The sequence below is a fragment of the Sphaerospermopsis sp. LEGE 08334 genome (assembly GCF_015207205.1).
Lineage (GTDB): Bacteria > Cyanobacteriota > Cyanobacteriia > Cyanobacteriales > Nostocaceae > Sphaerospermopsis.
The window spans coordinates 16573-41418 of record NZ_JADEXH010000025.1 but is presented as its reverse complement, the minus strand read 5'-3'; the positions used below and the strand labels follow the sequence as shown (position 1 = coordinate 41418).

The following is a 24846-nucleotide window of genomic DNA, read 5'->3' as shown; positions in this document are numbered from 1 at the left end:
ATTGCATCCCCAATCACATTCCTTTACACTCAAATAGATGTAACCCCAAGCGTTGAGACAGTTCCTCACACACCTTCACCCCCCGCACACTGTTAGCCAGCCCATCTAGGAGAGGTGAAAACACTCCAATTCCCATCTGCCCAGGAACAACGGCGAGAATTCCCCCAGAAACGCCGCTTTTCGCCGGGATTCCTACTTTATACGCCCATTCACCTGCAAAGTTATACATCCCACAGGTATACATCACACTCAATATATCTTTGATGTAACAACTATCTACCGCTTTTTCTTTAGTAATCGGGTTAATTCCTTTATTAGCAAGAGTAGCAGCCATCACAGCTAAATCCCGACAATTTACCATCACAGAACATTGTTGAAAATATAAATCTAGTGCTTCTTCAATATTTTGGTCAATCATGCCAAAATTTAGCATAAGATGGGCAGTAGCTCGGTTGCGGTGTCCTGTACTGCGTTCGGAAGTAAATACCGAAATATCTACAAATACATCTCGTCCAATATAACGCCTATACATTTCTAATAAGCGATTAAGGCGTTCTGTCGCTCCATTACCTTTAATTAAACTGGTAGTGGCTATAGCTCCTGCGTTTACCATCGGGTTATAGGGTCGCTTTGATTGTTCATCAAGAATAATCGCGTTAAATGCGTCTCCAGTCGGTTCTACTCCTACCCTAGTTAACACATAATCCCGTCCATGATCTTCTAAAGCTTGTCCATAAATAAACACCTTGGAAATCGACTGGATAGTAAATAGCTGTTGATAATCACCAACTTCATAAATCTGACCATCTACAGTAGCAATACAGATGCTAAATAAGTTGGGGTTTACTTTTGCTAGTTCGGGAATGTAGTTTGCTACTGTACCCTCTTGCAGTGATTTGTACTGGGAATGCAAATCTTTGAGAACTTCTAAAAATGGTGATGAACCTGTTTCTTGATCTTGTGAGTTTGCCATAAGGCTGATAACTTGCTAATGACTATTATAGTTGATGGCTAAAGTTGTTGTCAGTAATAAAAGTAATTATTTATACTTTAAAAATTCAACTGACAAGCGGACAACCCTTCTTTTATTCTGTCATCATTACTTTTTTTTGATGTTGAAAAATACTTACTGCTATTAACTGCATTTTGGCAAGAGTATATTTACTTAGATAAATAACTTAGATAAATAAATTTTAAATAGATTTGTTTTGGGCAAATAAATTTAAACTTTTTGTATTTTTAAATACAAATTTAATCAAAATTTTGTTTTATTTAGAAATGCTCATATTATTTGTTTTCTAAAAAATCCGTTAATTAATTACTATTCTCTGGGAAATTACCTCAAATTCATAAAAGACTTATTTAAGTGTAAATACGTAAAAAGAAAATCATATTAAATAAAATTAAATAAATATTTACTAAAAATAAAATTTATTTTGAGTTAAATATATTACTCAACCCTCAATATTAGAAATCAAGCAATCAAGGTATTAGCACCATCGTTTAACATCAGCCTAATATTTTGTTCTCCTAAAAAATTATTCATATCCCGAAAAAAAATGTTACAAATCCAAAAACCTGATTTACAAAAGGTTTTGACCGATAAAACCCAAGAAGAATTGGGAGAACCAGCGCAAGACTTACGCTAAAACCCTGATCCCCAAGCCCAAAAGTTCATGTTACTCTGTTGCAGTTATAAACAAAAAGTGAAAGCGGAACGAGTTTGAGTTTTCGGGTCTATTACCAACACAGGTAAAAAACCCACGAATTAAAAAACTTAAGTTCTAGAGTCGCTTTAAAATCGGACGCATGAATCAAAGACATTTGTGGACTACTGTCGCTGTGTTTCTCTCTGTTTTGGGTGTACCCGCAGTGGGGCGTACTCAAACCACCACGGGAAACTCTCCAACTACCCAAGCATCTGCCGTAGCTGATGCAGTGAAAGTGGGAGAGTACCAATCCCCGACACAGGAAAATACCTTAGATGCTGTGAACACACAAATTCATCCTCACAGCGTTGAAGGTCGTCAAGCGGCAACCCTTTACATCCGAAATATTCCCGTTCTTACCTTTCTGGGTTCTAACCCAGTCAAGAGTGCGGAAACAAAAGTGGGAACAATTGGAAATAGCCAAGGCGTTAAATCTTATATCCCCGCCGCCAGTAACTCAGCTAAGGTAGCCAGTGTAGGAAGTGTGATGGATGTGAGCAAATCTCCTAGCTCCATTATTGCCGATGACCCAGTACACAGAGCCAGTTTAGTAGCCTCCAAAATCAACCAGTTGATGCGGGAGGATGCAGACGCAAGCAAAATTATCGTCAGCTGGAAAACAGGGGAAAAATCTCCAGTCAATAATAACAAAGCCCAAGACAAAAGCTCGTCTGTTCAACAGCAACCTGATAGCTACACCATCAAAATCAACGGTAAAGAATTGGTGGAAATCAATGAATCCACCCAACTAGCAGATACTACAAATAATCTAGCACAAGATGCCTTACAAGCAACCAATCGCCTGCGGAGACTCATAGGCCAAGCATCTCCCATCAGCGAAATTGCCAACTTACCACCACGTACCACCATTTCCATGCCCAAGCTACCGCAACAAGTAGCAGGTCGCATCAAACTCAACTTCCAGGGTATAGCTTCTTGGTACGGTTATGATTGGGCAGGTAGGAAAACTGCCAATGGTGAGAGATATAATCCCGAAGGAATGACAGCAGCCCATCGTAGTTTACCTATGGGAACAAAAGTTCGTGTGACTAACACCCGGAATGGTAAGTCTGTAATTGTGCGAATTAATGATCGTGGTCCATACATCGGTGGTCGAGTTATTGACCTTTCTCTGGGTGCAGCCCGGATATTAGGAATGATGAGCAGTGGACTTGCTCCCGTTCGTATTGAGGTGTTGGGAAGATAACACCCTTCCACAGTAAAAACTCTTTTTCGCTCTTCACTATTGTTTCATACCCCTAGTTCATTCATCTCTCACCCCAATTTTAGATATAAACTAACGGGGGAGAGGATAGAGAAGAACTAGGGGTATTTTGTGCGCTTGCTGACAACAGTTGCAGCTTTACGCTGCTATTTAAATCAACGTCGCTGGGAAAACAATCTCCAGCTTTCAGACGAGCTATTATTTGATGATCAGACTACTTGGTATCCTACAAAAATTGGTTTAGTCCCCACTATGGGCGGACTGCATCAAGGTCATTTAAGCCTAATGCAACGAGCTAGGCAAGAAAATTCTACTGTGATTGTTAGTATTTTTGTCAATCCCCTACAATTTGGACCAAATGAGGATTATCAACGCTATCCTCGGACTTTAGAGCAAGATCGAAAATTGTGTGAACAAGCGGGAGTTGATGCGATTTTTGCCCCTACTCCGGAAGAAATGGGAATTGCTCAGAAGAATATACAAGAAAATCAAGTGACACAAGTAATCCCTCCATCTGGTATGATAAGTAGCTTGTGTGGTAGATATCGGCCGGGTCATTTTCAAGGTGTGGCGACAATTGTCACCAAGCTTTTCAATTTGGTACAGCCTGACCGAGCCTACTTTGGTCAAAAAGATGGCCAGCAACTAGCAGTTATTAAACGTCTGGTGGCTGATTTAAATTTGCCAGTAGAAATTGTTGCTTGTCCAACGGTGCGGGAAGCATCTGGCTTGGCTTTGAGTTCTCGTAATCAATATTTGACTCCAACGGAAAAAGAGCAAGCAACAGTGTTATTTAAAGGCTTACAGCAAGCTGAAGCGGCGTTTCGTGCTGGCGTTCGCAACAGCAGCCAGCTGATAGCATTGGTGTGGGAAGAAATTGCCAAAGTCAGCACTATCTATGTGGAATATATTGAATTGGTTGAACCGACTACATTGATGTTTTTAGGAAAAATTGAGGAGGAAGGAATGCTGGCGATCGCAGCCCGTCTAGGTTCTACACGGTTGATTGATAATACCATCTTGCGCGATGTTTACAACGGGCTACGCCAACCGATTATCGCCATTGATGGTCCTGCTGGTGCGGGTAAGTCTACCGTGGCTCGCCAAGTGGCAACACAGTTAGGGTTAGTCTATTTAGATACTGGTGCAATGTACCGTGCTATCACTTGGTTAGTGCTGGAAAACGGCATTGATATTGATGATGAATGCAGTATTGCTGAATTAGCGAACCAGTGTAAAATTGAACTTACTCCTAGTCAAAATATACAATTTGCCGTACAAGTATGGATTAATGGTCTTGATATCACTCAAGAAATTCGGAGCATTGAGGTGACATCAAAAGTATCAGCGATCGCCGCGCAAAATGCAGTCCGCAAAGCCCTGGTTCAACAACAGCAAAGCTGGGGTCAAAAGGGTGGTTTAGTAGCTGAAGGCCGGGACATTGGTACTCATGTTTTCCCAGATGCAGAAGTGAAAATCTTCTTAACTGCTTCTGTAAGTGAACGCGCCCGTCGTCGTCAGCAAGACTTTACAAAACAAGGTCAACCACAAGTTAGTTTAGAACAACTGGAACGGGATATTGCTGAACGAGATTATAAAGATAGCACTCGCAAAATTTCCCCATTGCGAAAAGCCGCCGATGCAGTGGAAGTGCAAACCGATGGACTTACCCCTAGTGAGGTGGCAGCGCAGATTGTTAATTATTACCAAGATCGTTTGTCTCAACGGTAATTACAGCAGAATTTAGGAGTCAGGAGTTCAGGAGTATGGCTTCGCCACGCTTCGCTATCAGGAGTTACAGGAGTTACAGGAGTTCAGGAGTATGGCTTCGCCACGCTTCGCTATCAGGAGTTCACAATAATTTTTGATTTCCCAATCACCAATTACCAATTACCAATTACCAATTACCAATTACCAATTACCAATTACCAATTACCAATTACCAATTACCAATTACCAATTACCAGCCCCAACTAGAGAAATAGTAATCTCGGTTATGACTAAAGTGCAGTGGTTTAAGGTTCACTTTGGTAGTAGAATAGCCATGTTAAGTTTTGTGTCCCAATATCAAGGATATAAAACTAAATCAATATCAATACAAAACCTGTAATTTTCTGGTTTTTGGCAATAGCTTCAACTGGAAAACAATAAAGAGAGGACTTGAAAACATGGCATTTACACAGCTTTCCCTACCCTACGACTTTAATGCTCTAGAGCAATATGGCATGAAAGGTGAAACCTTTGAGTATCACTATGGTAAGCATCACAAAGCTTATGTAGACAACCTCAACAAGCTCACCGATGGTACAGAACTTGCTGATAAGTCCCTCGAAGAAGTAATCCAAATTTCCTTCAAAGATCCTGCTAAAGCTGGCATTTTTAACAACGCGGCTCAAGTTTGGAACCACACCTTCTTTTGGAACTCACTCAAACCCGCAGGTGGTGGCGCTCCCACAGGTGAACTAGCTGAGAGAATTAATAAAGATTTTGGTAGCTTCGACAAATTCAAAGAAGAATTTTCTACTGCGGCTGCAACCCAGTTTGGTAGCGGTTGGGCTTGGTTAGTTGATGACGGTGGTACACTCAAAGTCATGAAAACACCCAACGCAGAAAACCCCCTCGCACATGGTAAAAAGGCACTGCTCACCCTGGACGTTTGGGAACACGCCTATTACATCGACTTCAGAAATGCTCGTCCAGCATTCATCAAGAATTTCTTGGATAACTTGGTTAACTGGGAATTTGCTGCGGCAAATTTATCTGCTTAATCAAGCGTTGATATAAAGATTTAAGGTACAATCCCCATGCTTAAACAGCAGGGGATTTTTAATTTAATTTGTTTATACCTGTTCCTCGTGTTCCTGATCTCTAACTATTGGTGCAAGCAGAACCAGGACAACTACCAGAACGAGGAAAGCTACCGGGACAAGGAGGAACGAACATAAGAGGGCAAAAAAATTCCTCTTTTGCTGCTGCTGTAGCTGTTTTACCATCTTCACTTCCTATTCCTAATCCTTTCAAGTGATTCTCTGGATGTTGCTAGGAAACTGGAAGCCGTGTTGAGAAACTGTCCACATTTGGGGATTGGGGACTGGTGATTGGGTTATTAACTTATTATTGATGTGGAAAACATCTTACGGCACATCGAAGAAGGGCAAAGTCCCCGTGAAGCTGCACACTCAGCTACCGATGAAATTAGTTTAACGGTTGTTGCTACTACTGCTACTGCTGTGGCGGTTTTCTTACCTAGGGGTTGCTGAGAAAGTCTTTCCGTGAAGACAGGGAACTCTTAACAGGGAACAGGGAACAGTTTCAGCTATCTGTCATCCCCAAATTTTTGGGTTTGCGATCCCCAAAATGCACGGTTTTTCAGGTATGACCTTCAAAACCCTTGCACTTTTTTCCTCTTTATCAACCTGTAACCCTTTATATATCTGGGTTTTACATTTATTCAGCAAGCCCTACCTATTGGTTTAATGGGTGGAGTAGTTGGACAGTTTTTCAAGCCTTTTGGAATTACGGTTTCTGCTGCTTATATTGCTTCTACATTGGTGGCGCGGACTTTATCGCCGGTTTTATCTATTTATTGGCTTCAACCTGTTAAGAAAAATTCCAATAACAAAGAATTGAACCACGAAGGACATTCTGATGCAGACAAAAATCTTGTAAAATATTGATTTTCATAACAATTAATATGCCATTTTGCCATGAAAAATGAAGATCGTCAACGAGTAGAAATATTCCTCAACAAGTGGAAAGGTTCACAGGGTAACGAGAGAGCAAATTATCAGGGTTTCTTTTTAGAACTTTGTGATGCTTTGGCGGTAGAACGTCCAGCACCTAAAGGAAGTATACCAGGCGATCGCTATTGTTTTGACAAAGACATCAAGATATTTAACAAAGATGGAGAAACTACCAACTTTGCAGACTTCTACAAAGAAGGACATTTTTTAATTGAAGCCAAACAAGGGGGAAATGCAAATAAACGGGGTACAGCTAAACGTGGGACAAAAAGCTATGATAGAGCGATGGAAAAAGCTTTTTATCAAGCTCAAAGTTATACACCTTTTTTACCAAGTAAACCTCCTTTTTTAATTACCTGTGATATTGGTTCACATTTTGAAATGTGGGTAAGTTTTAGTGGTAATTATGGTGGTTATGGTGCGCGGGAAAAAATTAATCTTGATCAGCTTTTAGATGAGAAAGTATTTAATCGTTTTGTTGCTATATTTAATGATCCGCAAAGTTTAAACCCGGAAAAATATCGAGCGCGGGTAACAAGAGAAGTTGCGGATACCTTAGCTAAATTAGCGAAATGGTTAGAACAACAAGGACACCAACCGCAAGAAGTCGCAAATTTCCTGATGCGCTGCATTTTTACCATGTTTGCAGAAGATGTGAAATTATTGAAAGGAGAAGTTTTCACTAAAGCTTTAAAAGAACGTTGGTTAGTTGAACCCAAGACATTTAAAACCCAGATTGAAAAACTTTGGAAAGTCATGAATACTGGGGGAGAATTTAACTTTGATGAAATCCCCCAATTTAATGGTAGCTTTTTTGCTGATGCGACAGCTTTTGATTTACCAAAAGAGCAATTAGAGGTTTTATATGAAGCTGCAAATAAAGATTGGACAGAGGTAGAACCGGCGATTTTTGGGACATTATTAGAAAGAGCTTTAGATAGTAAAGAACGTAAAAGTTTAGGAGCGCATTATACACCCCGATCCTATGTTGAACGGTTAGTGCGTCCGGTGATAATAGAACCTTTGCGGTCAGAATGGTTATTAGTTGAATCTGAGGTTGATCGGTTTTTAACTCTCAAAGAAAAACAGCAAAAACCGACAAAAGCACAAATAGAAAAAGCTGAAAAAGAGATTAGGTCATTTTTAGAGAAATTACAACAAATTCGCATTCTTGATCCTGCTTGTGGTTCGGGTAACTTTTTGTATGTGACGTTAGACTTGCTGAAAACATTGGAACAAGAAGTACAGATGCGGTTGCTGGATGTTTTGGGAAAGGTGACAACGAATTTATTAGAGGAATTTGATCCGCGTTTAGCAGGAAGAAAACAGGTAAACCCCTCACAATTTTTAGGGATTGAAATTAATCCTAGAGCGGCCGCTATTGCTGAGTTAGTAATTTGGATTGGTTATTTACAATGGCATTTTAAACGCTATGGAAGTACACCACCACCAGAACCGATTTTACAGGATTTTCATAATATTGAATTTCGGGATGCGGTGTTAGATTATGATGGTAAGGAATTAGATATTGATCCGAAAACGGGTAAGGTAAAAACTCGTTGGGGTGGAAAAATGATCAAGCATCCTGTGACGGGTGAGGATGTTCCAGATGCGAGTGATCAAGTTCCTATTTATCGTTATCTTAATCCTCGTCCTGCTACATGGCCAGATGCAGATTATATTGTTTCTAATCCTCCTTTTATTGGTAATGCAAGAATGAGGGATAGATTAGGTGATGGATATACAGAAACATTGCGTCAAGTTTATCCAGATGTACCTGATACTGTAGATTTTGTTATGTATTGGTGGCATAAAGCGGCTGATTTAATCAGAACAAATAGTAAATTTAAGACATTTGGGTTTATTACTACTAATAGCATTAGTCAAGTTAGACAAAGAAAGGTAATTGAATTTCATCAAAATCAAAAAAATCCAATTCGTTTATTTTTTGCTATTCCTGATCATCCTTGGACAGATGAAGGTGCATTAGTAAGAATCGCGATCACTGCGGCTGAATTAGATAACTCTCAATCTCCTCCAAGAATGGCTAAACTTGGCAATATAATTTCTGAGATAAAAGGAGAAATTACAGAAAATTCAGCCGAACTAATTGAAATTCAATGGCAAAATATTACTCATATATTTAGTGATCTAAAATCTACTACAAATCTTTCTTTAGCATCTTTATTAAAATCTAATTTAAAATTAAGTTCTACAGGGGTAAAATTACATGGTGCAGGTTTTATTCTGACAAAAGATGAGGCTGTATTAATGGGTTATGGTCAAACAGATGGGGAATTATCAATAAATAATGATGTTGTAAAAAAATACATTCATGGTCGTGATTTAATGGGAAATACTCGTAATGTTTTTGTAATTGACTTTGACGATTTATCTGAAAAAGAAGCTTCTAGATATCTTAAACCTTTTCAGAGAGTTTTAGAAACAGTCAAACCCGAAAGAGAAATTAATCGGGATAAACAAAGACGTGATTACTGGTGGCGTTTTGGTAGATCAAATAGGCAACTTCGTCAATCTTTAACTAGTTTATATCGTTATATTGCGACAGTAGAAACATCTAAACATCGTGTGTTTATTTTCTTAGATTGTGAAATTCTACCTGATAATAAATTAATTGTAATAGCTCTTGATGATGCCTATTTTTTGGCAGTTCTGTCTAGTAATATTCATGTTGCTTGGGCATTATCTTGTGGGGGACAACTTGGACCCACCCCTGTTTATGTAAAGACTACCTGCTTTGATAAATTCCCTTTCCCAAATCCTACACCAGAACAAAAACAGAAAATCCGAGAATTAGGAGAAAGATTAGACTCCCACCGTAAACGAGTACAAACACAACATCCCGAAATCACAATTACCGGAATGTATAACCTGCTAGAAAAACTCCGCAAAGGTGAAACATTTACCGCAGCAGATAAAGCATATAACAATAAAGCCTTAGTTTCCACCCTCAAACAAATTCATGATGAATTAGATAACGCTGTTCTTGATACTTATGGATGGCAAGATTTAAAAGATAATCAAAAAACAAAAGCCGAAATTGAAGAAATAATTTTAGAAAGGTTAGTTGCGCTCAATGCTGAACGTGCAGAAGAAGAACGTCATGGTATAATTCGCTGGTTGCGTCCTGAATATCAAGCACCAAAGGAAGTTACTCAACAGGTGCTAACGGAAGTTATGGAAACAGAAGAAACTGTGATTATTCCCAGCGAACAAAAAACCTTTCCCAAAGAACCAAAAGAACAACTTGCAACTATCCGCGACTTACTCCGCACAAATAACAATGAATGGACAATTGAACAAATTGCTGCTCAATTTAAAAATGGTGGAAAATACAAAAATGCGATCGCTGAAAATGTGGAAAGATTAGAATGGTTTGGGATTTTAATCTGTAGAGAAACCGGAGCAACCAAACGCTGGCAATATGTGGAAATATAGGAAAATGTCTGATAGCGTAGCGTGGCGTTAGCCATATCAGGATTTCCAGGATTTAAGGATTTACAGGCTGGTTGGTTTGTGGTATGATTTTATTGTTAGAATCAGGATGTCCAGGATTTAAGGATTTACAGGATTTTAGTCGCTGCAATTTCTCAGGACATCTAAAGATTAAAAAAAAATTAAAAAATTAAAAAAAAATTCGTTTTTTTGGGGTTCACCCCGTTGACTTTTTCGCCTAGACCTGATATTCTGATGATGGGAATGCGTGCCTTCAAAAAAATTTTGCTTACACTCCATTATATTAATAAGACTATCTTACCACATCTGCCCCGCCCCGAACCCTGAAAAAACAAAATTTTTTTCAATTTTTCTTATCAAAAATCAAGAATCAATAAACTAAACTTATTAAATATAGAAAGTGCCTGTATTTTTTGAGGATAAATCCTGTAAATTTGGGAGATTCCAATTTTGCATAAAGAAACGCAGCCACACCAAAAACTTTCTGAAACCCTCTTACCTTTGTGTCCTTTGCACGCCAGTTGCTACAAGTCGGCAGAGCCGCCCAACGCACTGGCTCGCCTTTGCGGTTCAATCATATCAATCCTTGGATCATTTTATTTCCTTAGATAAAAACAAATTTACACATTTGGGATGCTCCCCTGAAAATCCTGATTCTGACAATATTGCTGTCCAAGCGATTCGTGCTGCTAAAGCCAAAGGTTTTCGTGTCACTACTAACTCGACTATTTTTGAAGGTTGTGATGTCAAAGAAATGCAGGAGTTTTTTGATTTTCTCGATACTTTAAAAGTTGATGGAATGATGATTTCTCCTGGTTACAGTTATGAATGGGCACCAGATCAAGATCATTTTCTGCAAAGAGAACAAACCCGCGCTTTATTTAGAGAAATTCTTGCACCTTACACTTCTGGGAAAAAGAACTGGAACTTTAATCACAACCCCTTATTTTTAGATTTTCTCATTGGTGAGAAAGACTATGAATGTACTCCTTGGGGTAGTCCTAGTTATAGTGTTTTAGGTTGGCAAAAACCCTGTTATTTATTGAATGAAGGTTATTATCAAACTTTCCAAGAATTGTTAGATAAGACCGATTGGAGTAAGTACGGACGCGCTAGTGGTAATCCTAAATGTGCTGATTGTATGGTGCATTGTGGTTATGAACCAACCGCAGCGATGGATGCTATGCAACCGCAAAATATAGCTCGTTCTTTGACTACTGTTTTTGGTAGATGATAAGTTAAGAATGTCAGAATCAGGATTTACAGGATGAAGGAATTATTTATTAATACTGAATCTTGTTAATTTTCAAATCTGGGAAATCCTGATTTTGATTCATCTGCTATCTATAAATAATAGCTAAGAATAACAACAAATTTATTCATATACATCTTGAGTAACTAAACCTTCAACAAAACTGTATATGTTTTCTTCACTTTCACTAACATTGCACATTAAATAGGGAATGTTTAATTTATCTCTGATGTACTGGGAGTAATAAATTTCCTGTTCCTGAAAAGAGCGCAGCAAAGCTAAATCATGTGTAATGCTATCTCTTAAGTTTAAACGATTATAAATATTTTCAGGTTCATCAATCAACAGAAGAATAGCACTTGGGAAAATACCTTGATATGTTGAGTAGGGAATTTTAGTTATTTCATTTTTCGTATTTAATAAACAAAAATGTCCATCAAGCAAATACCATTTTTTAATCTGAAAATATTTATTGATTGCTGTGACTAGATAATCCTGATTTTCAGCAACATTTTCAACTTGTTTATTACGAAGATGTTCCTCCGCTTTTTCTCTGGCAATTAAATTGCTTGCAGAAAAATGTTCGATATTATATCTTGATTCTATCTTTTTACAAAGAGTTGTTTTACCAACACCATGAATTCCACCGACAAAAATGATTTTACGGTTGTCCATATTGTTTATCTCATTTTTTTACAACTAAGGTTGTTTTTCATTGAGTTTATTCTATTTACCACCAAGAATTTAATAATATTAATCAAATCTATCTACTAAGCAAATAAACTCAATTGTTCACCTAGTCTGCCTTGCTCCATTAACTGATGCCTTCCCTTATTAAGTGCATCAATCCATTCTGAATGAACATACCAATTATTACGCCAATTGATTGTGGCTTGTGGTGGAATAAAATTAGGGCAAAGTTCGTTTATTTCTTTCAGAGAAATTGAGGGGAAAGAAAAACTCTGATATATAAAAGTACCATAAGCCAATTCACAGTTGTCAAAATATATATCATAAAAATCTTTGTCTACTCCTAGAATGTGGTGATATTTACTCCACATTTGAGCAACAGGTAAAGATATAGTTTTATCAGCAATAAAACCTCCCTTTATCATAGAATCAGGTGTAGTTTCGTATAAAAGAATTAGATCACCTAATTCAAGACCAATTGAACGTTTTCGTAACTCGATTTTTTTAATCCCGTCAATAATACGTTCAGCATAAATCCGCTTAATACTTAATGCTTTGATATATTTAGCCTGCATAAATACCTCCAAATTCAACAGCTTTTTTATAACGCTCTAAAGAAAGGCGGTGCATTGTTTGTGGTGGTCCTTTCAGAATATCATTAATGCGTAAGTCATTGAGATTAACTGCTTGACGAAGTGGCATTAAGAAATCGAACTCAATTGCGTGTCGTTCTTGTTCTTCACTACCAATTTCTTCCAAGGTGAGAACACCCTTCATACCTAAATCATTATAGAGTTTATTGGGCGTTCCAATGTAGCGATTCACAATTCTAGCGACTGCTACAACACCAGATATAGGACTACTGGCATAGAACAATATTAATGCTCCTCTCATATCATCTTGGGAACGAATGCACCTACCATAATAAACTGTTTTACCCGCTTGAAATATCTGAATCAAGAATTGAGGACGAATTGGTATAATATAAGCTGTTGCTGGGGTGTATACAGACTCTGCTGGATAGGTCAAGTTAAGCCAAGAATGAAGAGAGAATTGATGAATAAGACTACCATTAGCATCACTTAGCTGAACTCTGGCATTTTCCAATCGAATTTGTTCAACCTCTTCTCTACCGATAGGATTATGAAATGTTGAAATTATGGATGGAAATAAAATTTTTGCTTTATTGATTGCGTCTAGATTATTCTGATCAGATTCATAAAAAAATAGTTTCGTTAAGAACCATTCCGGTTGATGAGCTTCACGTTCGTATATTTCCCTTCCTATACCTTCTACCCAAAAGCCGTAACGTTCAAAGAATGGAACAAGTTCAACTCTAGCTGTTGTTACGAAAGCTCTTCTAATTCTTTCTGATTTCCATTGCTCAAAACAAGTTAAGATTAAGTTCCTACCAATACCACTACGTCTATAATCTTCAATAACAAAAAGAGTTGATAATTTAACTATTCCATTTACTTTCGGCTTCCAAATAGCAACTCCAATAGCTTGTTTATCTCTATACGCTACGTTAAAAACACTGTCTGAACTTTTCATGGTTTTCTCGAACCATTGAGGGAAGCCTGGATAAAGTGGAGATAGCTCATTATTCAGGACTTTGATTAACTCAATCTCACGTCTAAATTCGTTCCCACTCAGCTTTTTTACCCCAAATGCAGAAATAATAGAATCAAAGGAGTCTCCTTCAACATCTCTTCTTCCCCCACCTAATTCTGAGAAATCATCAATAATTACAGAGCGATAAAGCATATCTAGGAAAGTCTGTAATTCTTTTTGATTGGGAAATTTAAACCACTCTATCCCTGGTGCTTCTGCAATGTGATATCCCTTATTTTTCAATTGGGAATGAATTGTTGTTTCTATCCATTCACCTGGAACTTTAACTGCACCCAACAATTTAGGTTCTTCTGGATGTGAAGTTTTAACTTGCGAACGTATGCGCTGCCATGCTAATTCTGTAGGATCAGTATCAATACTTCCAGAGGTTCTGCCAATTTTTACTCTTGGCTGTTCGCGCAGATAAGAAGGAAATGAATAAATGTAAAGAACTATCTGATTTTCCATAGCTTAGACCAAAAAAAATATTACTAATTATACAGCTAATAAATGATATCATAGAATCTCTAACCTTTTTACCCTTCCTTTAAATTCATCATCATCTCGTAAGTTGCTACCTTAAATCCATTAGCTGCAAATAACTTCTTCGCAAATTCATTTTGTGCCGCCACTTGCAGCATCAATACCTGTGAACCTAACTTTTTTGCTGCATCTATGGAAGCATCTAACAATAATTTTCCTGCTCCCATTCCCCGCGCTGATTCATCAATGTATATATCATGAAGCCATACTGATTCAGGTGCAATATCAACAAAACTGCTTTCTTCTAACCTTATAAATGAATAACCAACAATTTCATTTTCTACTTCCACAACTAACACAACTGCTTTTGGGTTGCTAATTTGTTCCTCAAAAAAATCAAAAAGCTGTTGTTCATGATTTTCAAATTCACCAAACCTAAATGGATTGAAATTTTGATGTTGATGAACTAATTTAATGGCGTACTTTGTCACGCATTGATGATCATCTATTGTTGCTTTTCTGATGGTAATATTTGACGGTTTCATTTTTTCAATGTGATTGGATATTGAGGAAATTCAAATTTACAACCTAGACTATAGTAATAATACATGGTATCATAAAAGAATTCCATTAATTTTATGTACATATATATCTGAGAAGCAAAACAATCTAAAAACATGACAGAAGCTAAAAACGTACTCGGTACAAAACTAGAACTTTGCTGCACATCTCCCATGACTGGGTATTACCGCGATGGTTTTTGTAACACAGGAGGGCAAGATTTTGGGATGCACGTTGTTTGCGCTCAAGTAACAGCAGAATTTTTAGAATATACAAAATCCCAAGGCAATGATTTAAGCACACCTGTACCTTATTTTAATTTTCCTGGTTTAAAACCTGGAGATTGTTGGTGTTTATGTGCAGCGAGATGGCAAGAAGCTTTAGAAGCGGGTGTTGCACCTCCAGTAGTTTTGGAAGCTACCCACTCTAGAGCTTTGGAAGTTTGTAATTTAGAAGATTTACAAAAGCATCGGGTAATTCGGAATTAGGGGATGCTGAATAAATGTAAAACCTAGATAAATCAAGGGATTGAGGATGATTAAAATTAAAATTGTGCAAGGTTTTAGGTACTGTGAGCTTAAAAAAGCTTGCACTTTGTTAGTGTTTGCACAATTTCCAAATCAAAAAAACTCCTTGATAGCGAAGCGTGGCGTTAGCCATACTCCTGGCCCCTCACAGATAACTTTTTCAGCAAACCCTACTTAACTAATACCAAATACAGAACCAACGGTAGACTTAATTGAATTTCCAGCATCCTTTAAAGTCTGAGTAATTGGGTGTTTGGACTGCAAAAATACTCTCGCACAATTACGTCCTGGCATTCCTGAAATTGAACCACCGGGATGAGTACCTGCTCCTGTTAAAAACAGGTTATCAATGGGGGTTTTATAATTTGCTAATTCTGGTAAAGGTCTAAAAAATACCATTTGATCTAATGTCATATCAATATGGTAATAATTGCCTTTATAAGCCCCTAATCTTTCTCCTAATTCTGCTGGACTTTCTACCCTTCTAGCGATAGTTGCATTTTTCACATTGGGAGCGTAAGTTGCTAGTTTATCAACTACTTTATCTGCAACTTGATTTTTCAATTCATCAGTCCAACCTGTACCTTTTAAACCTGTACCTTCTGCTCCAGCTATTTGATAAGGGGCAAAAAATTCAATCCAAACTGTATGTTTTCCTGGTGGTGCTAAAGTCGGATCAAGAAAGCTAGGCATCACTAAATACATTGAGGGATCACTATCAGGAATTTCTCCGATTGTACATTTACTATGCGCCTGTTCTACATGATTCATAGAATCTGCAATTAAAATTGAACCAATGAGATATTCGTCTTTATGTTCATGGTACGGAAAACGCAAGGGTTCATCTAATGCTAAATCTATCTTTAAGATAGTTTCATTATTATTAACTATGCGCCTTTCTAATCTGTCTCGTAATTCTGGATCAGCATCATCTACTTCTTGAGCATCTATCAATTGTAAAAATAATCTTTTGGCATCAATATTAGAAATTACTCCATATTTTGCCCGATATTCTTCACCATTAGCAACTCGCACACCTACGGCTTTACCATCATCAATTAAGACTTTTTCTACTTGCTGATCTGTGAGAATTTCGCCGCCTTTTGCTGTTACCAAATTCACTAATGCTTTGACTAATGCACCTGTTCCTCCACGGGGTCTAGTCATTCCCGGATGATGACGCATTGACATCATCATTACACCTATGGCCAGGTTTTTTTGTGATGGTGGCGCTCCTAATTCTGATGCTAATCGAGAAAGAGGTGCTTTGAGAAATTCTTCATCAAACCATTCATTTAAAATATCTTCGGCACTGGTGAGCATTGTTCGCACAAAATCTAAACTTTTTTGGGTAGAACCAATGACAGAAAATAAATCTTTGAATTTTTCCAGGTTGTAGTTACCGAATATATCTATAATTGATTTGGGTGGAGCGTTGAACATGGGCATCATGGCGTTAATTGCCCGTTGCCAATAATGTGTAAACTCGGCATATTTTTTAGCGTCTCTTTCATTATACCTGGCTATTTCTGCACAGGTTTTTTCTAATGATTTATGGGCTAAAAAATATTTCCCATCGGGATGGGGACAAAAAACAACTGGGTCACATTCTAGATATTCTAATCCATATTTTTCTAGTTCTAATTCCTGAACAACTGGACCGAGATGAATAAATTCATGGTCAATAGCACAGAGGTTAAATTTAAACCCTGGTGCTTTGTCTGGGATACATTCTTCTGTTGTGGCCGCACCACCGGGAACAGAACGTTTTTCTAGTAGCAGGACGCTATAACCTGCTTTGAGTAAATAAGCAGCACACACTAAACCATTGTGTCCTGCGCCAATAATTACAACATCATATTCTTTCATGTTTTTTATTTGATCATAAACTTCTATAAGGAGTCAGGAGTCAGGAGTCAGGAGTTTTCTTAATTATATCAAGTATTAAGAATGACTCGAAAATTTTAATTCATTCTGTAGGATTCTGTATTCTGAATCCTCACTGGGAATATAAGATTGCTGTGCAACTTAATTAAGATTTTGTAAGGTTTCTTCTGAAGGAAGTTGTTTAACATGGGCTGCGAGCATTAGTATTAATTGACCCTTTTTGACTTGCATATCTTTAATATAAAATATCATATCTTCCCATTCAAAGTATGGTAAATTGAGAATTTCTTTAACTTTTTGCATGGCTGCGGTAATTAATTCTATTCTAATTCCTTCACCTTGGGTACAACGAAAACTCTCCAACATGGCAGGTTTTGTTTGGGTACGGGGATGAGCTATAGCATGATATCCTAAAATGTGACTGTTTCCCTGTTCTTTGAGCCAAATTTTACCTTGAAATTCTAAGGTCTCATCAGCAGGTAGAAAAATCTGCATTTCTTGGGGTTCAAATTTGACAATTTTTCCATCTACATCTAGCTGGATTTTTTGCACTAACCTGCGAATTATTTCTGAAGTTAAAGCTAAGTTAATATCAGTTTCTTCGATGACAACATGGGCGATCGCATTTACTGGTTCATTAAGTTTAATCTGCCCAAATATGGCACTAAAAGGATTGACAGCAATGCTATCTGTTTGCAGTTTAATTTCTTGAACACGGATTTTTTCTTTAATCACTAATCCTTGACCAGCTAGAGCAACCCCGTCTACTTTTCCCTGAATTATTTTACCAATATCTGTTTGTATGTCTACATCTATTTTTTCTGATTCATCTAACTCTTCAGTTAATCTTCTTTGGGCTGCCTGAGCTAATAATTTTTCTTCAAACTTTTTTTGTACAAACGGCTGTTCAGGCATAAAAATTTTTATTCTCACAATGTGTTATTACTGGCTAATCTAGCCTCTGAATCATCAAAACAGTATCTATAGTCAGACATAAACTCATTAGTAGATTTAATCAAGGAGTCAGGAGTTCTAGGAGTCAGGAGTTCTAGGAGTCAGGATAATAATTATGTCTTGAGGTGGGGATATAGGGTTAGTCAATGGAACTAAATTTAATGAATGGGAAATATGCCAACTAACCACAAGTAACCACAAATAAGTAGCAGTAATTATTATGCACACGGAACATGAATCTGAGGTGCGATCGCATCACCACCAGCAGTCATCCCTTGCACCTAAGTTAATAGATATTGGCAAAACTATTCGTCTCACAGGTTGGATGACTTTATGGCTGCAATTGGGATTGGCGATCGTTTCCGGGTTAGCATTGTTATTTGCTTCTACTGGTCGTGATTTTGCACAGCAACCAAATGCTGGTCTAGGAATTGGCATATTTTGGGGATTTTGCGGGATTTTAGCACTGTTGTTTAGTGTTTATTGGAATTATAATTATACACGCCTTGGTAAACGGTTGCTCAATCCTAATGCTACTCTACATCCTAGCAAGGCTGATACTATCAGAGCTATTCGACTGGGAATAATGGCGGGTTTGGTGGGGATTTTAATTAGTATTTTAGGTGCAGGTGCAACGGTAGGTGTGCTGGTAGCTAAATCTGTATCCCAACCCCCAGGAGTGGCTATTACTGATCCTTTCAGAATTATTCGGGCTATGGATGTTTTTGTGGCAGTGGCTAATATTAATGGTATTTTCGCTCATTTTGTTGGTACTGTGGCTTCTCTGTGGTTGTTGGAAAAAGTCCATCAGCATTAATTTTAGGAATTTAACTTGCATATTAACCCAAGCTGCTAGTTAGGAATATCAGTTGTTTCAACAACGGCAGTATGAGAAAATAATGTTTTTAATGTGTAAGTTTGATTTTTAGTAAGTTTGATTTTCAAATTTTCAATTGGTTTAAAGCTCTTTGTCAGTCCTTGACTAATCATCATCATCCCCAAGTGAAAACCTGGGCTAACAAAGTTTCCGCAGTTAATCGTAAATTTCTCAGCGTATTAGGAAAACGTCAACTTGTACCTATAGAATTAGAAAGTCAAGAACCAGATTTTAACCTATGTCGTGTAGTAGATCAGGAAGAAAGAACTGATGTCCCAGACCAAACAATTACTAAAATAGTCCGTCGTGGTTTTCGTTGGGGTGAGAAAATTCTCCGTCCTACAGAAGTAATTACTGCTAAAGCAAAATCAACCTTAGATGATAATTTAGATGGTAATATTGATGAAACTTGAGAATTTAGGAGTCAGGAGTCAGAATACAGGAGTCACAATCATCAAAATACTATGAAGCCGCAGGAAAGTAATATTAAAGAAACATCCACATCTGCAAAAACATGGCGTGGTTGGCAAGAAAACCTGACTTTAATAGCGATCGCACTAACTTTAGCATTATTGATCAGGACATTTATCGCCGAACCCCGATTAATACCATCAGAATCAATGTACCCCACCTTACACATAGGCGATCGCTTAGTAGTGGAAAAAGTATCTTACCGTTTTCATCCTCCCGAAACCGGCGATATTGTCGTTTTTCAAACACCACCAGAATTACAACGTCGTGGATATGACAAAAACCAAGCCTTTATTAAGCGTATTATTGGTAGGCCAGGAGAGGTAATTAGTGTAGCGAATGGTAAAGTTTACCTCAACGGTCAGCCTTTACAAGAAGATTACATTGCCGAACCACCAAATCAGCCATTTCCAACCGTAAAAATCCCAGAAGATGAATTTTTCGTGATGGGAGACAACCGCAACGATAGTAATGACTCCCGATACTGGGGCTTTTTACCTCAGCAAAATCTCATTGGCCGTGCTACCTTTCGCTTCTGGCCTTTAGACCGCATCGGCTTAATTTTGTGATTGGGGACTGGGGATTCTATTTTGGATTTTGGATTTTGGATTTTGGATTGTATTTCATGAATCCAATCTAAAATCTAAAATCTAAAATCTAAAATTCTCCTGCCTCCTGCCTAAAACCGCAGATAATACATTAATTGAGCGATCGCCTCACCTGACAGTCCTAACCGTTGCTGAAAATCAGCCAAATTACGGTAATAACCAGCAGTGAGGCGATTTTGCACCACTGTTTCAGCTAGAGACAAATCTATCAATGGAATTTTCGCCAGACTCTCTACCGTTGCGGTATTGGGATTTACTTGCGTAGTATTAGCGAGAGATTCATCATCATAGTAGCTAAAATTTAACAGTGGTTTCAGTGGTTCTAGCCTTTGTACAGGAACACTCAAAGCCGCTGCTATATCTTCAATACAATAAAATTTAACACCTGAACGTGATAGTTCTACGAGCGATCGCCCTTGATGAATAGATAACCCTGGCAAACGTAGCCAATCATCTACAGTCGCTTGATTAGCATCAATACGCATCCCTAGTTGTGCGGCCATCTGAATTTCTGCCCCAGATTGTAGACGATAATAGGGATCATTCAGCAGTTTAGCTCGGAGTTTTTGCAATTTGAGATTTAAAGGTAGCCAGTTTATCATGGTATTAATTACATCAAGAAATCTGGTCTAACATCTGACGGCGCTTTTGCTCAAATTCATACTCAGAAATCAAGCCATCTTGACGCAAAGCATCTAACTCACGTAAGGCATTAGCTACCGATTCTACTTGATTACTGACCTGTGGTGAAGCCTTCACTGCGGACTTCCCAAAATTAAAGTTTCGGTCAAAAGCTTCTTCATCTTGCGCCAAATACCAAACCCCTTCTATAGCACTAGCTACTTTGGGAATTGGTGTCCAAGATAACAATACATACAAAATTCCCCATAATGGCTGTCCCAAGTAAAATTTATGTAAACCTGAAATTGTTAGTGTGCCAGAAAAGGCTAAAATAGCAGCAATGCTTCTACTCTTCCGTTTCGTTAATATCATCCTTCTCAAGCTCCAACTACTAAAATTATAAAAAACAGACATCTATAATAGTAAATTACTAAATTCCTGGAATCAATTGATCAAGTTATCTGTGAGGGGCCAGGAGTATGGTTACGCCACGCTGCGCGAACAAGGAGTTTTTTTGATTTGGAAATTGTGCCAACACTCACAAAGTGCAAGCTTTTTTAGGCTCATAGGACCTAAAACCTTGCACAATTTTAATTTTAATCATCCTCAATCCCTTGATTTTTTTCAGATTTATTCAGCAACCCCTAATTAGCGATCGCTCTCCCGTTGGAGTCATCCCACAAAATCGCATTGCTCCCGAAATTACCTAACTCACACCCACAGGTTTTTTACTGTAATATTCATTTTCTGCATACACACTAATTACAGTATCACCAACTACGAAAAATGTCCCTTCCTGTTCAGATTTAGAAAACTGCAAATCAGGATATTTACTACTAATTTCATCCGCAGTCATCGCTGGAGCATTCATTTCATCAGGTAACAAACCCGTCGCACCAATATAAAATACTAAAGGTGAAATTTTCTCTCGATAAACATTTTCTGTATAAGCTTCTAACTTCTGTTTTGCTGTTGTCATCGCGTCGATAATTTCCTGTTTATCCACAGGTGTACCTGCGTGTTTTGCTTGTAGTAATAAAGCCAAAATTCCAGCACCAACCAAGTTTAAAATTTCTGCAAATTTACCCGTTGTTTCTATTCCCAAAAAATCATCAAAAACCGCTTTCATTAAATCATCTGCTTTTGTAAATTTGCTCCTAGAAGAAACAGCTTTACTACGAAAAGCAATATTTTCCTGAAAAGCTAATTCAAAAGTCGGTTTTTTGAAAATTTCCCCAGTTTCCGAATCGAAAACTTCATATCTTTTATCAAGAAATTGATTAGCAGAAGACAATTTATTAAAATTCACAATTTCTAAACTGCCAATATCAATTTTATAACTCACTCTTGAATCTACAGTACCATCAGACAAAGCAACTTTCAAATCTGTATATTCGTTAGTGGTGGGAAAATTCAGATACAGATTTTTAGAAAGATAATGTTTCTTCAATTCTTCAATTTGTGCAGGAATAAATACATCTGATTCTTCCCGTAAATGAGCAGATAAAATACTCGTTAAAGCTTTAATTTCTGCCAGTTGAGTAAACAAACCTTCCACGCTGCTATAATTACCTTCAAAACTCACCAAAGGTAAATCTGCTAATTGCAAAGTATATTCTTTTTGAAAATCAAATTCTTCCCCATCAATAACCCCCACTGCTTGTAAGTCATCAAAGGTTTTTTTACTGCTAATTTTCATTTTTAAAGCCTTAACATTGATTTCTCCATCACTGACAATGGTATAATTATTAAAAGTCGTTAAATCATTTAATAACACACCTGCAACTTCAGTAATAGGGGTTTTATCTTCCGCTTTTACCAGCTTGACTTTTTGGGTAAGCAGCATATTAATAGTCGCGGTATTGCGGTTAATATCAAAACTACCCATCTGTACATAATCACCTGGTTCAATATATTCTATTTCTAACCAAGGTTTGATTAATTCCCCATTTTCTCCCCTTGTACCATTAACCCGCTTGATACCCTTTCTTTGATAAGTTTCTTTCAGATGTTTGAGGTTAATAATGATATGTTGGCGATGTTTTGATAAAATATCAATCAATGCCAAAACTGAGATTTTATCATTAACTTTGACATGATCTAAAATTTCATGTTCAGCTAAAACATGAGGATAAAAGATGGCAATTTCTAAATCTTTGGTAAAATCAGCAATATCTTCATTAGTTAAAGCTTTTGCGTGTCTTGCGGTTAAGGTTGCATTAAAGGTACTAGCAAGTGCATATTTCGCAGTATTCAAATTTCCATCTGCTAAATTAGCTTTGGCAAAAATATAAACAGATGGATCATTTTGTGCCACCGGAACATCTGTTAATTGTTCATAAGCTGTTTTGGTAATTTGCTTATATTTATAGATGTAAGATTCATCTTCTGGTTTCAAACCAAAAACTTTTAAAGTTTGATTTGTGCCATTAATTTTATTAGCTGTGGGAGAAAAGAAAACTTGATAACTGTAGTCACTAGCTAAGGTTTCTTCTATGACTATTCCTGTCGCTTCTTTTAACACATTTCCAGTATTATAAAGAGCATCATAAACTTCCTTAATATTCCCAGCTTGGATACAAACACCAGAAACAGAATTAGCGATTTTAGCGAGGAATTTAAAATCAGAAGAGGAAGAATAAGCAATAGTGTTAACAAAAACTTCCTTGTTTTTCAAATCATTACAAATTTCCTCTATTGCCTTAGATTCAGAATTAAAACTGCTATCATTAGCATAGCCGTCACTGTGTAAAGTAATTGCAGTTAATTCATCAGGACGAATCAATTCATTAGCTAATTTCAAAGATTGAGAAATACAAGTTAAATAAGTAGCGCGAATAGCTTTAATATCAGCAATGTAATCGGAATCTGGCTGCATTACCTCTTGAATAGGTACACGCTGAAAATGACAAGTTAAATCACCTTTGGAAGAATAGGAAATCAACGTGACAACTAATTCTGAGTTGCTGTATTCATCCAGCGTCAAAAGCTTGATTAAAGTTTCTTTTAAAGCCTCAATATCATAATACATTGAACCAGAACGATCAATGATTATGATACTATGAGCGATCATTTTTTTAGGAGTAGTATCTGGCTTAATTTCCAGTTTTACCTTTTCAGTTAAATAGAAAGCTTTTTCCTTACCTGCGAGATTATAAACAGCAAACTTGGTTTTTTGACTTGTCATAATTTTGCCGATGGTAATTTTACAAGGAATATTGTCCAGGATAAATCACAGGATAAATTAATTTATACCTGATTGGGATGATGTTGTAATATGTTATAAAATCTATACTGATTTATATAGTACACAAATACTATAAAAATGTCAAGGTCAGGGTAAAAATCTTTATATTTCTTAATTTTTGCTTGTCAGCAGAGTGAGAAATATTTTACTAAATATCTCAAATGTAATGATGCTAAAACTGCATTTAGATCCCCAACTTCTTTGATAAATTAACATTATTTACCAAAGATTAAATTAAGAAGTCGGGGATCTTTCCTTTGTGTTATAATAAAAATCTAACATAATTAACCTGCGATAAAACTATAGCAATGACAACCAAAACCATGAAAAACAAAGAATTTTATGTAGTAATTGAAAGAGATGAAGATGGTATGTATATTGGTGAAGTTCCTCAACTGAAAGCCTGTTATAGTCAAGGAGAAACCATTGATGAATTAATCACTAATATTAAAGAAGTAATTGAAATGTGTTTAGAGGAATTAGAAGAAGAATCAATAACAGAATTTATAGGAGTACAAAAAGTAGTTTTATCATGACTAAATTACCAGCAATTACAGGAGAAGAATTAATTGCCGCATTACAAAAAATAGGTTTTTATATAGTACGACAAAAAGGTAGTCATGTGAGAATGAAACATCAAGATGATCGAGTTGTTTCTATTCCTTGTCATAGTGGTAAAACCATTGGTAAAGGTCTATTATTAAAAATAATGCGAGATGCAGATTTAACAAAAGATGAACTAATCGAACTGTTAGACTGATACTTTATTTACTCTATTAAATTATCATCTGCGTTTATCTGCGTTTATCTGCGTTTAATTCTGAAAATCTTAATTTGTGAAGTACAAAAATACTACCCAAAGATCAAGTTAAGATCAAGAAGACTTTACACTTCTTAACT

Annotated in this window: 22 protein-coding genes and 3 pseudogenes; 15 read left to right on the top strand and 10 right to left on the bottom strand. The window is 37.0% G+C overall.

Annotation, left to right across the window (positions count from 1 at the left end):
• Positions 1-13: 13 nt before the first annotated feature.
• Complete coding sequence (gene glsA, locus IQ237_RS15070; RefSeq protein WP_375539907.1) at positions 14-982, bottom strand: glutaminase A; 969 nt, start codon at positions 980-982, stop codon at positions 14-16.
• A gap of 827 nt (positions 983-1809) precedes the next feature.
• Here glsA and IQ237_RS15065 point away from each other — a divergent pair.
• The 9 genes and pseudogenes from IQ237_RS15065 to hpnH all read left to right on the top strand — a co-directional run.
• Positions 1810-2916: a septal ring lytic transglycosylase RlpA family protein gene (locus IQ237_RS15065; RefSeq protein ID WP_194056511.1), complete on the top strand. Its 1107-nt coding sequence runs from the start codon at positions 1810-1812 to the stop codon at positions 2914-2916.
• 129 nt (positions 2917-3045) lie between these two features.
• Entirely contained in the window at positions 3046-4665 is a 1620-nt protein-coding gene (locus tag IQ237_RS15060; RefSeq protein WP_194056509.1) for a bifunctional pantoate--beta-alanine ligase/(d)CMP kinase, read from the top strand.
• 133 nt (positions 4666-4798) lie between these two features.
• On the top strand, positions 4799-5044 hold the full coding sequence (locus tag IQ237_RS15055) for a hypothetical protein (protein ID WP_194056604.1): 246 nt from the start codon (positions 4799-4801) through the stop codon (positions 5042-5044).
• Positions 5045-5102: 58 nt separating this feature from the next.
• Positions 5103-5702 carry a superoxide dismutase gene (locus tag IQ237_RS15050; RefSeq protein ID WP_194056507.1) on the top strand — a complete coding sequence of 200 codons (600 nt, stop codon included), beginning with the start codon at positions 5103-5105 and terminating at the stop codon, positions 5700-5702.
• Between the two features lie 110 nt (positions 5703-5812).
• Positions 5813-5959, top strand: coding sequence for a hypothetical protein (locus IQ237_RS15045; RefSeq protein ID WP_194056505.1), 147 nt, complete (start codon positions 5813-5815; stop codon positions 5957-5959).
• A gap of 88 nt (positions 5960-6047) precedes the next feature.
• Positions 6048-6176, top strand: a pseudogene (locus tag IQ237_RS15040) (efflux RND transporter permease subunit); the annotation flags it as partial.
• Between the two features lie 219 nt (positions 6177-6395).
• Positions 6396-6560, top strand: a pseudogene (locus IQ237_RS15035) (efflux RND transporter permease subunit); the annotation flags it as partial.
• 81 nt (positions 6561-6641) lie between these two features.
• Complete coding sequence (locus IQ237_RS15030) at positions 6642-10136, top strand: class I SAM-dependent DNA methyltransferase (protein ID WP_194056503.1); 3495 nt, start codon at positions 6642-6644, stop codon at positions 10134-10136.
• Between the two features lie 559 nt (positions 10137-10695).
• Positions 10696-11388 (top strand): annotated as a pseudogene (gene hpnH, locus IQ237_RS15025) (adenosyl-hopene transferase HpnH); the annotation flags it as partial.
• A 141-nt stretch (positions 11389-11529) separates the two neighbouring features.
• Here hpnH and IQ237_RS15020 read toward each other — a convergent pair.
• The 4 genes from IQ237_RS15020 to IQ237_RS15005 form a co-directional block, all read right to left on the bottom strand.
• On the bottom strand, positions 11530-12081 hold the full coding sequence (locus IQ237_RS15020; RefSeq protein ID WP_194056501.1) for an ATP-binding protein: 552 nt from the start codon (positions 12079-12081) through the stop codon (positions 11530-11532).
• A 95-nt stretch (positions 12082-12176) separates the two neighbouring features.
• The gene (locus tag IQ237_RS15015) at positions 12177-12671 is read right to left on the bottom strand and encodes a DUF3850 domain-containing protein (RefSeq protein ID WP_194056499.1); all 495 of its coding nucleotides are present in this window, start codon (positions 12669-12671) and stop codon (positions 12177-12179) included.
• Positions 12661-14178 carry a GNAT family N-acetyltransferase gene (locus IQ237_RS15010; RefSeq protein ID WP_194056497.1) on the bottom strand — a complete coding sequence of 506 codons (1518 nt, stop codon included), beginning with the start codon at positions 14176-14178 and terminating at the stop codon, positions 12661-12663. Before IQ237_RS15010 ends, IQ237_RS15015 begins: the two co-directional genes overlap by 11 nt.
• A gap of 68 nt (positions 14179-14246) precedes the next feature.
• Positions 14247-14738: an N-acetyltransferase gene (locus IQ237_RS15005; protein WP_194056495.1), complete on the bottom strand. Its 492-nt coding sequence runs from the start codon at positions 14736-14738 to the stop codon at positions 14247-14249.
• A gap of 132 nt (positions 14739-14870) precedes the next feature.
• On the opposite strand from IQ237_RS15005, the gene IQ237_RS15000 reads away from it, so the two are divergent.
• Positions 14871-15242 carry a DUF2237 family protein gene (locus IQ237_RS15000; RefSeq protein ID WP_096571865.1) on the top strand — a complete coding sequence of 124 codons (372 nt, stop codon included), beginning with the start codon at positions 14871-14873 and terminating at the stop codon, positions 15240-15242.
• 213 nt (positions 15243-15455) lie between these two features.
• Here the strand turns inward: IQ237_RS15000 and crtO are convergent, their stop codons facing one another.
• Positions 15456-17159 carry a beta-carotene ketolase CrtO gene (gene crtO / locus IQ237_RS14995; protein ID WP_194056591.1) on the bottom strand — a complete coding sequence of 568 codons (1704 nt, stop codon included), beginning with the start codon at positions 17157-17159 and terminating at the stop codon, positions 15456-15458.
• 150 nt (positions 17160-17309) lie between these two features.
• A complete protein-coding gene (locus IQ237_RS14990) occupies positions 17310-18083 on the bottom strand; it encodes a DUF2993 domain-containing protein (protein WP_194056493.1) in 774 nt (257 codons plus the stop codon).
• Positions 18084-18342: 259 nt separating this feature from the next.
• Between IQ237_RS14990 and IQ237_RS14985 the strand changes: the two genes are divergently transcribed.
• The 3 genes from IQ237_RS14985 (at position 18343) to lepB (ending at position 20039) form a co-directional block, all read left to right on the top strand.
• Positions 18343-18939: a DUF3611 family protein gene (locus IQ237_RS14985; RefSeq protein ID WP_194056491.1), complete on the top strand. Its 597-nt coding sequence runs from the start codon at positions 18343-18345 to the stop codon at positions 18937-18939.
• Positions 18940-19100: 161 nt separating this feature from the next.
• The gene (locus tag IQ237_RS14980) at positions 19101-19412 is read left to right on the top strand and encodes a nucleotide exchange factor GrpE (RefSeq protein ID WP_255512671.1); all 312 of its coding nucleotides are present in this window, start codon (positions 19101-19103) and stop codon (positions 19410-19412) included.
• 51 nt (positions 19413-19463) lie between these two features.
• A complete protein-coding gene (gene lepB, locus IQ237_RS14975) occupies positions 19464-20039 on the top strand; it encodes a signal peptidase I (protein ID WP_194056489.1) in 576 nt (191 codons plus the stop codon).
• A gap of 110 nt (positions 20040-20149) precedes the next feature.
• Here the strand turns inward: lepB and IQ237_RS14970 are convergent, their stop codons facing one another.
• From IQ237_RS14970 to IQ237_RS14960, 3 genes are all read right to left on the bottom strand, one after another.
• The gene (locus IQ237_RS14970; RefSeq protein ID WP_194056487.1) at positions 20150-20680 is read right to left on the bottom strand and encodes a ComEA family DNA-binding protein; all 531 of its coding nucleotides are present in this window, start codon (positions 20678-20680) and stop codon (positions 20150-20152) included.
• 13 nt (positions 20681-20693) lie between these two features.
• The gene (locus IQ237_RS14965; protein ID WP_194056589.1) at positions 20694-21068 is read right to left on the bottom strand and encodes an NINE protein; all 375 of its coding nucleotides are present in this window, start codon (positions 21066-21068) and stop codon (positions 20694-20696) included.
• A 337-nt stretch (positions 21069-21405) separates the two neighbouring features.
• Positions 21406-23886: a vWA domain-containing protein gene (locus tag IQ237_RS14960; protein WP_194056485.1), complete on the bottom strand. Its 2481-nt coding sequence runs from the start codon at positions 23884-23886 to the stop codon at positions 21406-21408.
• A 368-nt stretch (positions 23887-24254) separates the two neighbouring features.
• Here IQ237_RS14960 and IQ237_RS14955 point away from each other — a divergent pair, with 368 nt between their 5' ends.
• Together IQ237_RS14955 and IQ237_RS14950 are read left to right on the top strand one after the other, a co-directional pair.
• Positions 24255-24482 carry a type II toxin-antitoxin system HicB family antitoxin gene (locus tag IQ237_RS14955; protein ID WP_228020305.1) on the top strand — a complete coding sequence of 76 codons (228 nt, stop codon included), beginning with the start codon at positions 24255-24257 and terminating at the stop codon, positions 24480-24482.
• Entirely contained in the window at positions 24479-24706 is a 228-nt protein-coding gene (locus IQ237_RS14950; RefSeq protein ID WP_194056481.1) for a type II toxin-antitoxin system HicA family toxin, read from the top strand. The genes IQ237_RS14955 and IQ237_RS14950 overlap by 4 nt, the downstream gene beginning before the upstream one ends.
• Positions 24707-24846: the final 140 nt, after the last annotated feature.

Excerpts from the sequence above, each read along its gene's own strand:
- IQ237_RS14955 (WP_228020305.1), top strand. The coding sequence starts at position 24,255 with ATGACAACCAAAACCATGAAAAACAAAGAATTTTATGTAGTAATTGAA.
- IQ237_RS14985 (WP_194056491.1), top strand. The coding sequence starts at position 18,343 with ATGCACACGGAACATGAATCTGAGGTGCGATCGCATCACCACCAGCAG.
- IQ237_RS14960 (WP_194056485.1), bottom strand. The coding sequence starts at position 23,886 with ATGACAAGTCAAAAAACCAAGTTTGCTGTTTATAATCTCGCAGGTAAG.
- IQ237_RS15010 (WP_194056497.1), bottom strand. The coding sequence starts at position 14,178 with ATGGAAAATCAGATAGTTCTTTACATTTATTCATTTCCTTCTTATCTG.
- IQ237_RS14990 (WP_194056493.1), bottom strand. The coding sequence starts at position 18,083 with ATGCCTGAACAGCCGTTTGTACAAAAAAAGTTTGAAGAAAAATTATTA.
- IQ237_RS15030 (WP_194056503.1), top strand. The coding sequence starts at position 6,642 with ATGAAAAATGAAGATCGTCAACGAGTAGAAATATTCCTCAACAAGTGG.
- IQ237_RS15065 (WP_194056511.1), top strand. The coding sequence starts at position 1,810 with ATGAATCAAAGACATTTGTGGACTACTGTCGCTGTGTTTCTCTCTGTT.
- IQ237_RS15000 (WP_096571865.1), top strand. The coding sequence starts at position 14,871 with ATGACAGAAGCTAAAAACGTACTCGGTACAAAACTAGAACTTTGCTGC.
- IQ237_RS15050 (WP_194056507.1), top strand. The coding sequence starts at position 5,103 with ATGGCATTTACACAGCTTTCCCTACCCTACGACTTTAATGCTCTAGAG.
- IQ237_RS14970 (WP_194056487.1), bottom strand. The coding sequence starts at position 20,680 with ATGATAAACTGGCTACCTTTAAATCTCAAATTGCAAAAACTCCGAGCT.
- IQ237_RS15005 (WP_194056495.1), bottom strand. The coding sequence starts at position 14,738 with ATGAAACCGTCAAATATTACCATCAGAAAAGCAACAATAGATGATCAT.
- lepB (WP_194056489.1), top strand. The coding sequence starts at position 19,464 with ATGAAGCCGCAGGAAAGTAATATTAAAGAAACATCCACATCTGCAAAA.
- IQ237_RS15015 (WP_194056499.1), bottom strand. The coding sequence starts at position 12,671 with ATGCAGGCTAAATATATCAAAGCATTAAGTATTAAGCGGATTTATGCT.
- IQ237_RS14950 (WP_194056481.1), top strand. The coding sequence starts at position 24,479 with ATGACTAAATTACCAGCAATTACAGGAGAAGAATTAATTGCCGCATTA.
- IQ237_RS15020 (WP_194056501.1), bottom strand. The coding sequence starts at position 12,081 with ATGGACAACCGTAAAATCATTTTTGTCGGTGGAATTCATGGTGTTGGT.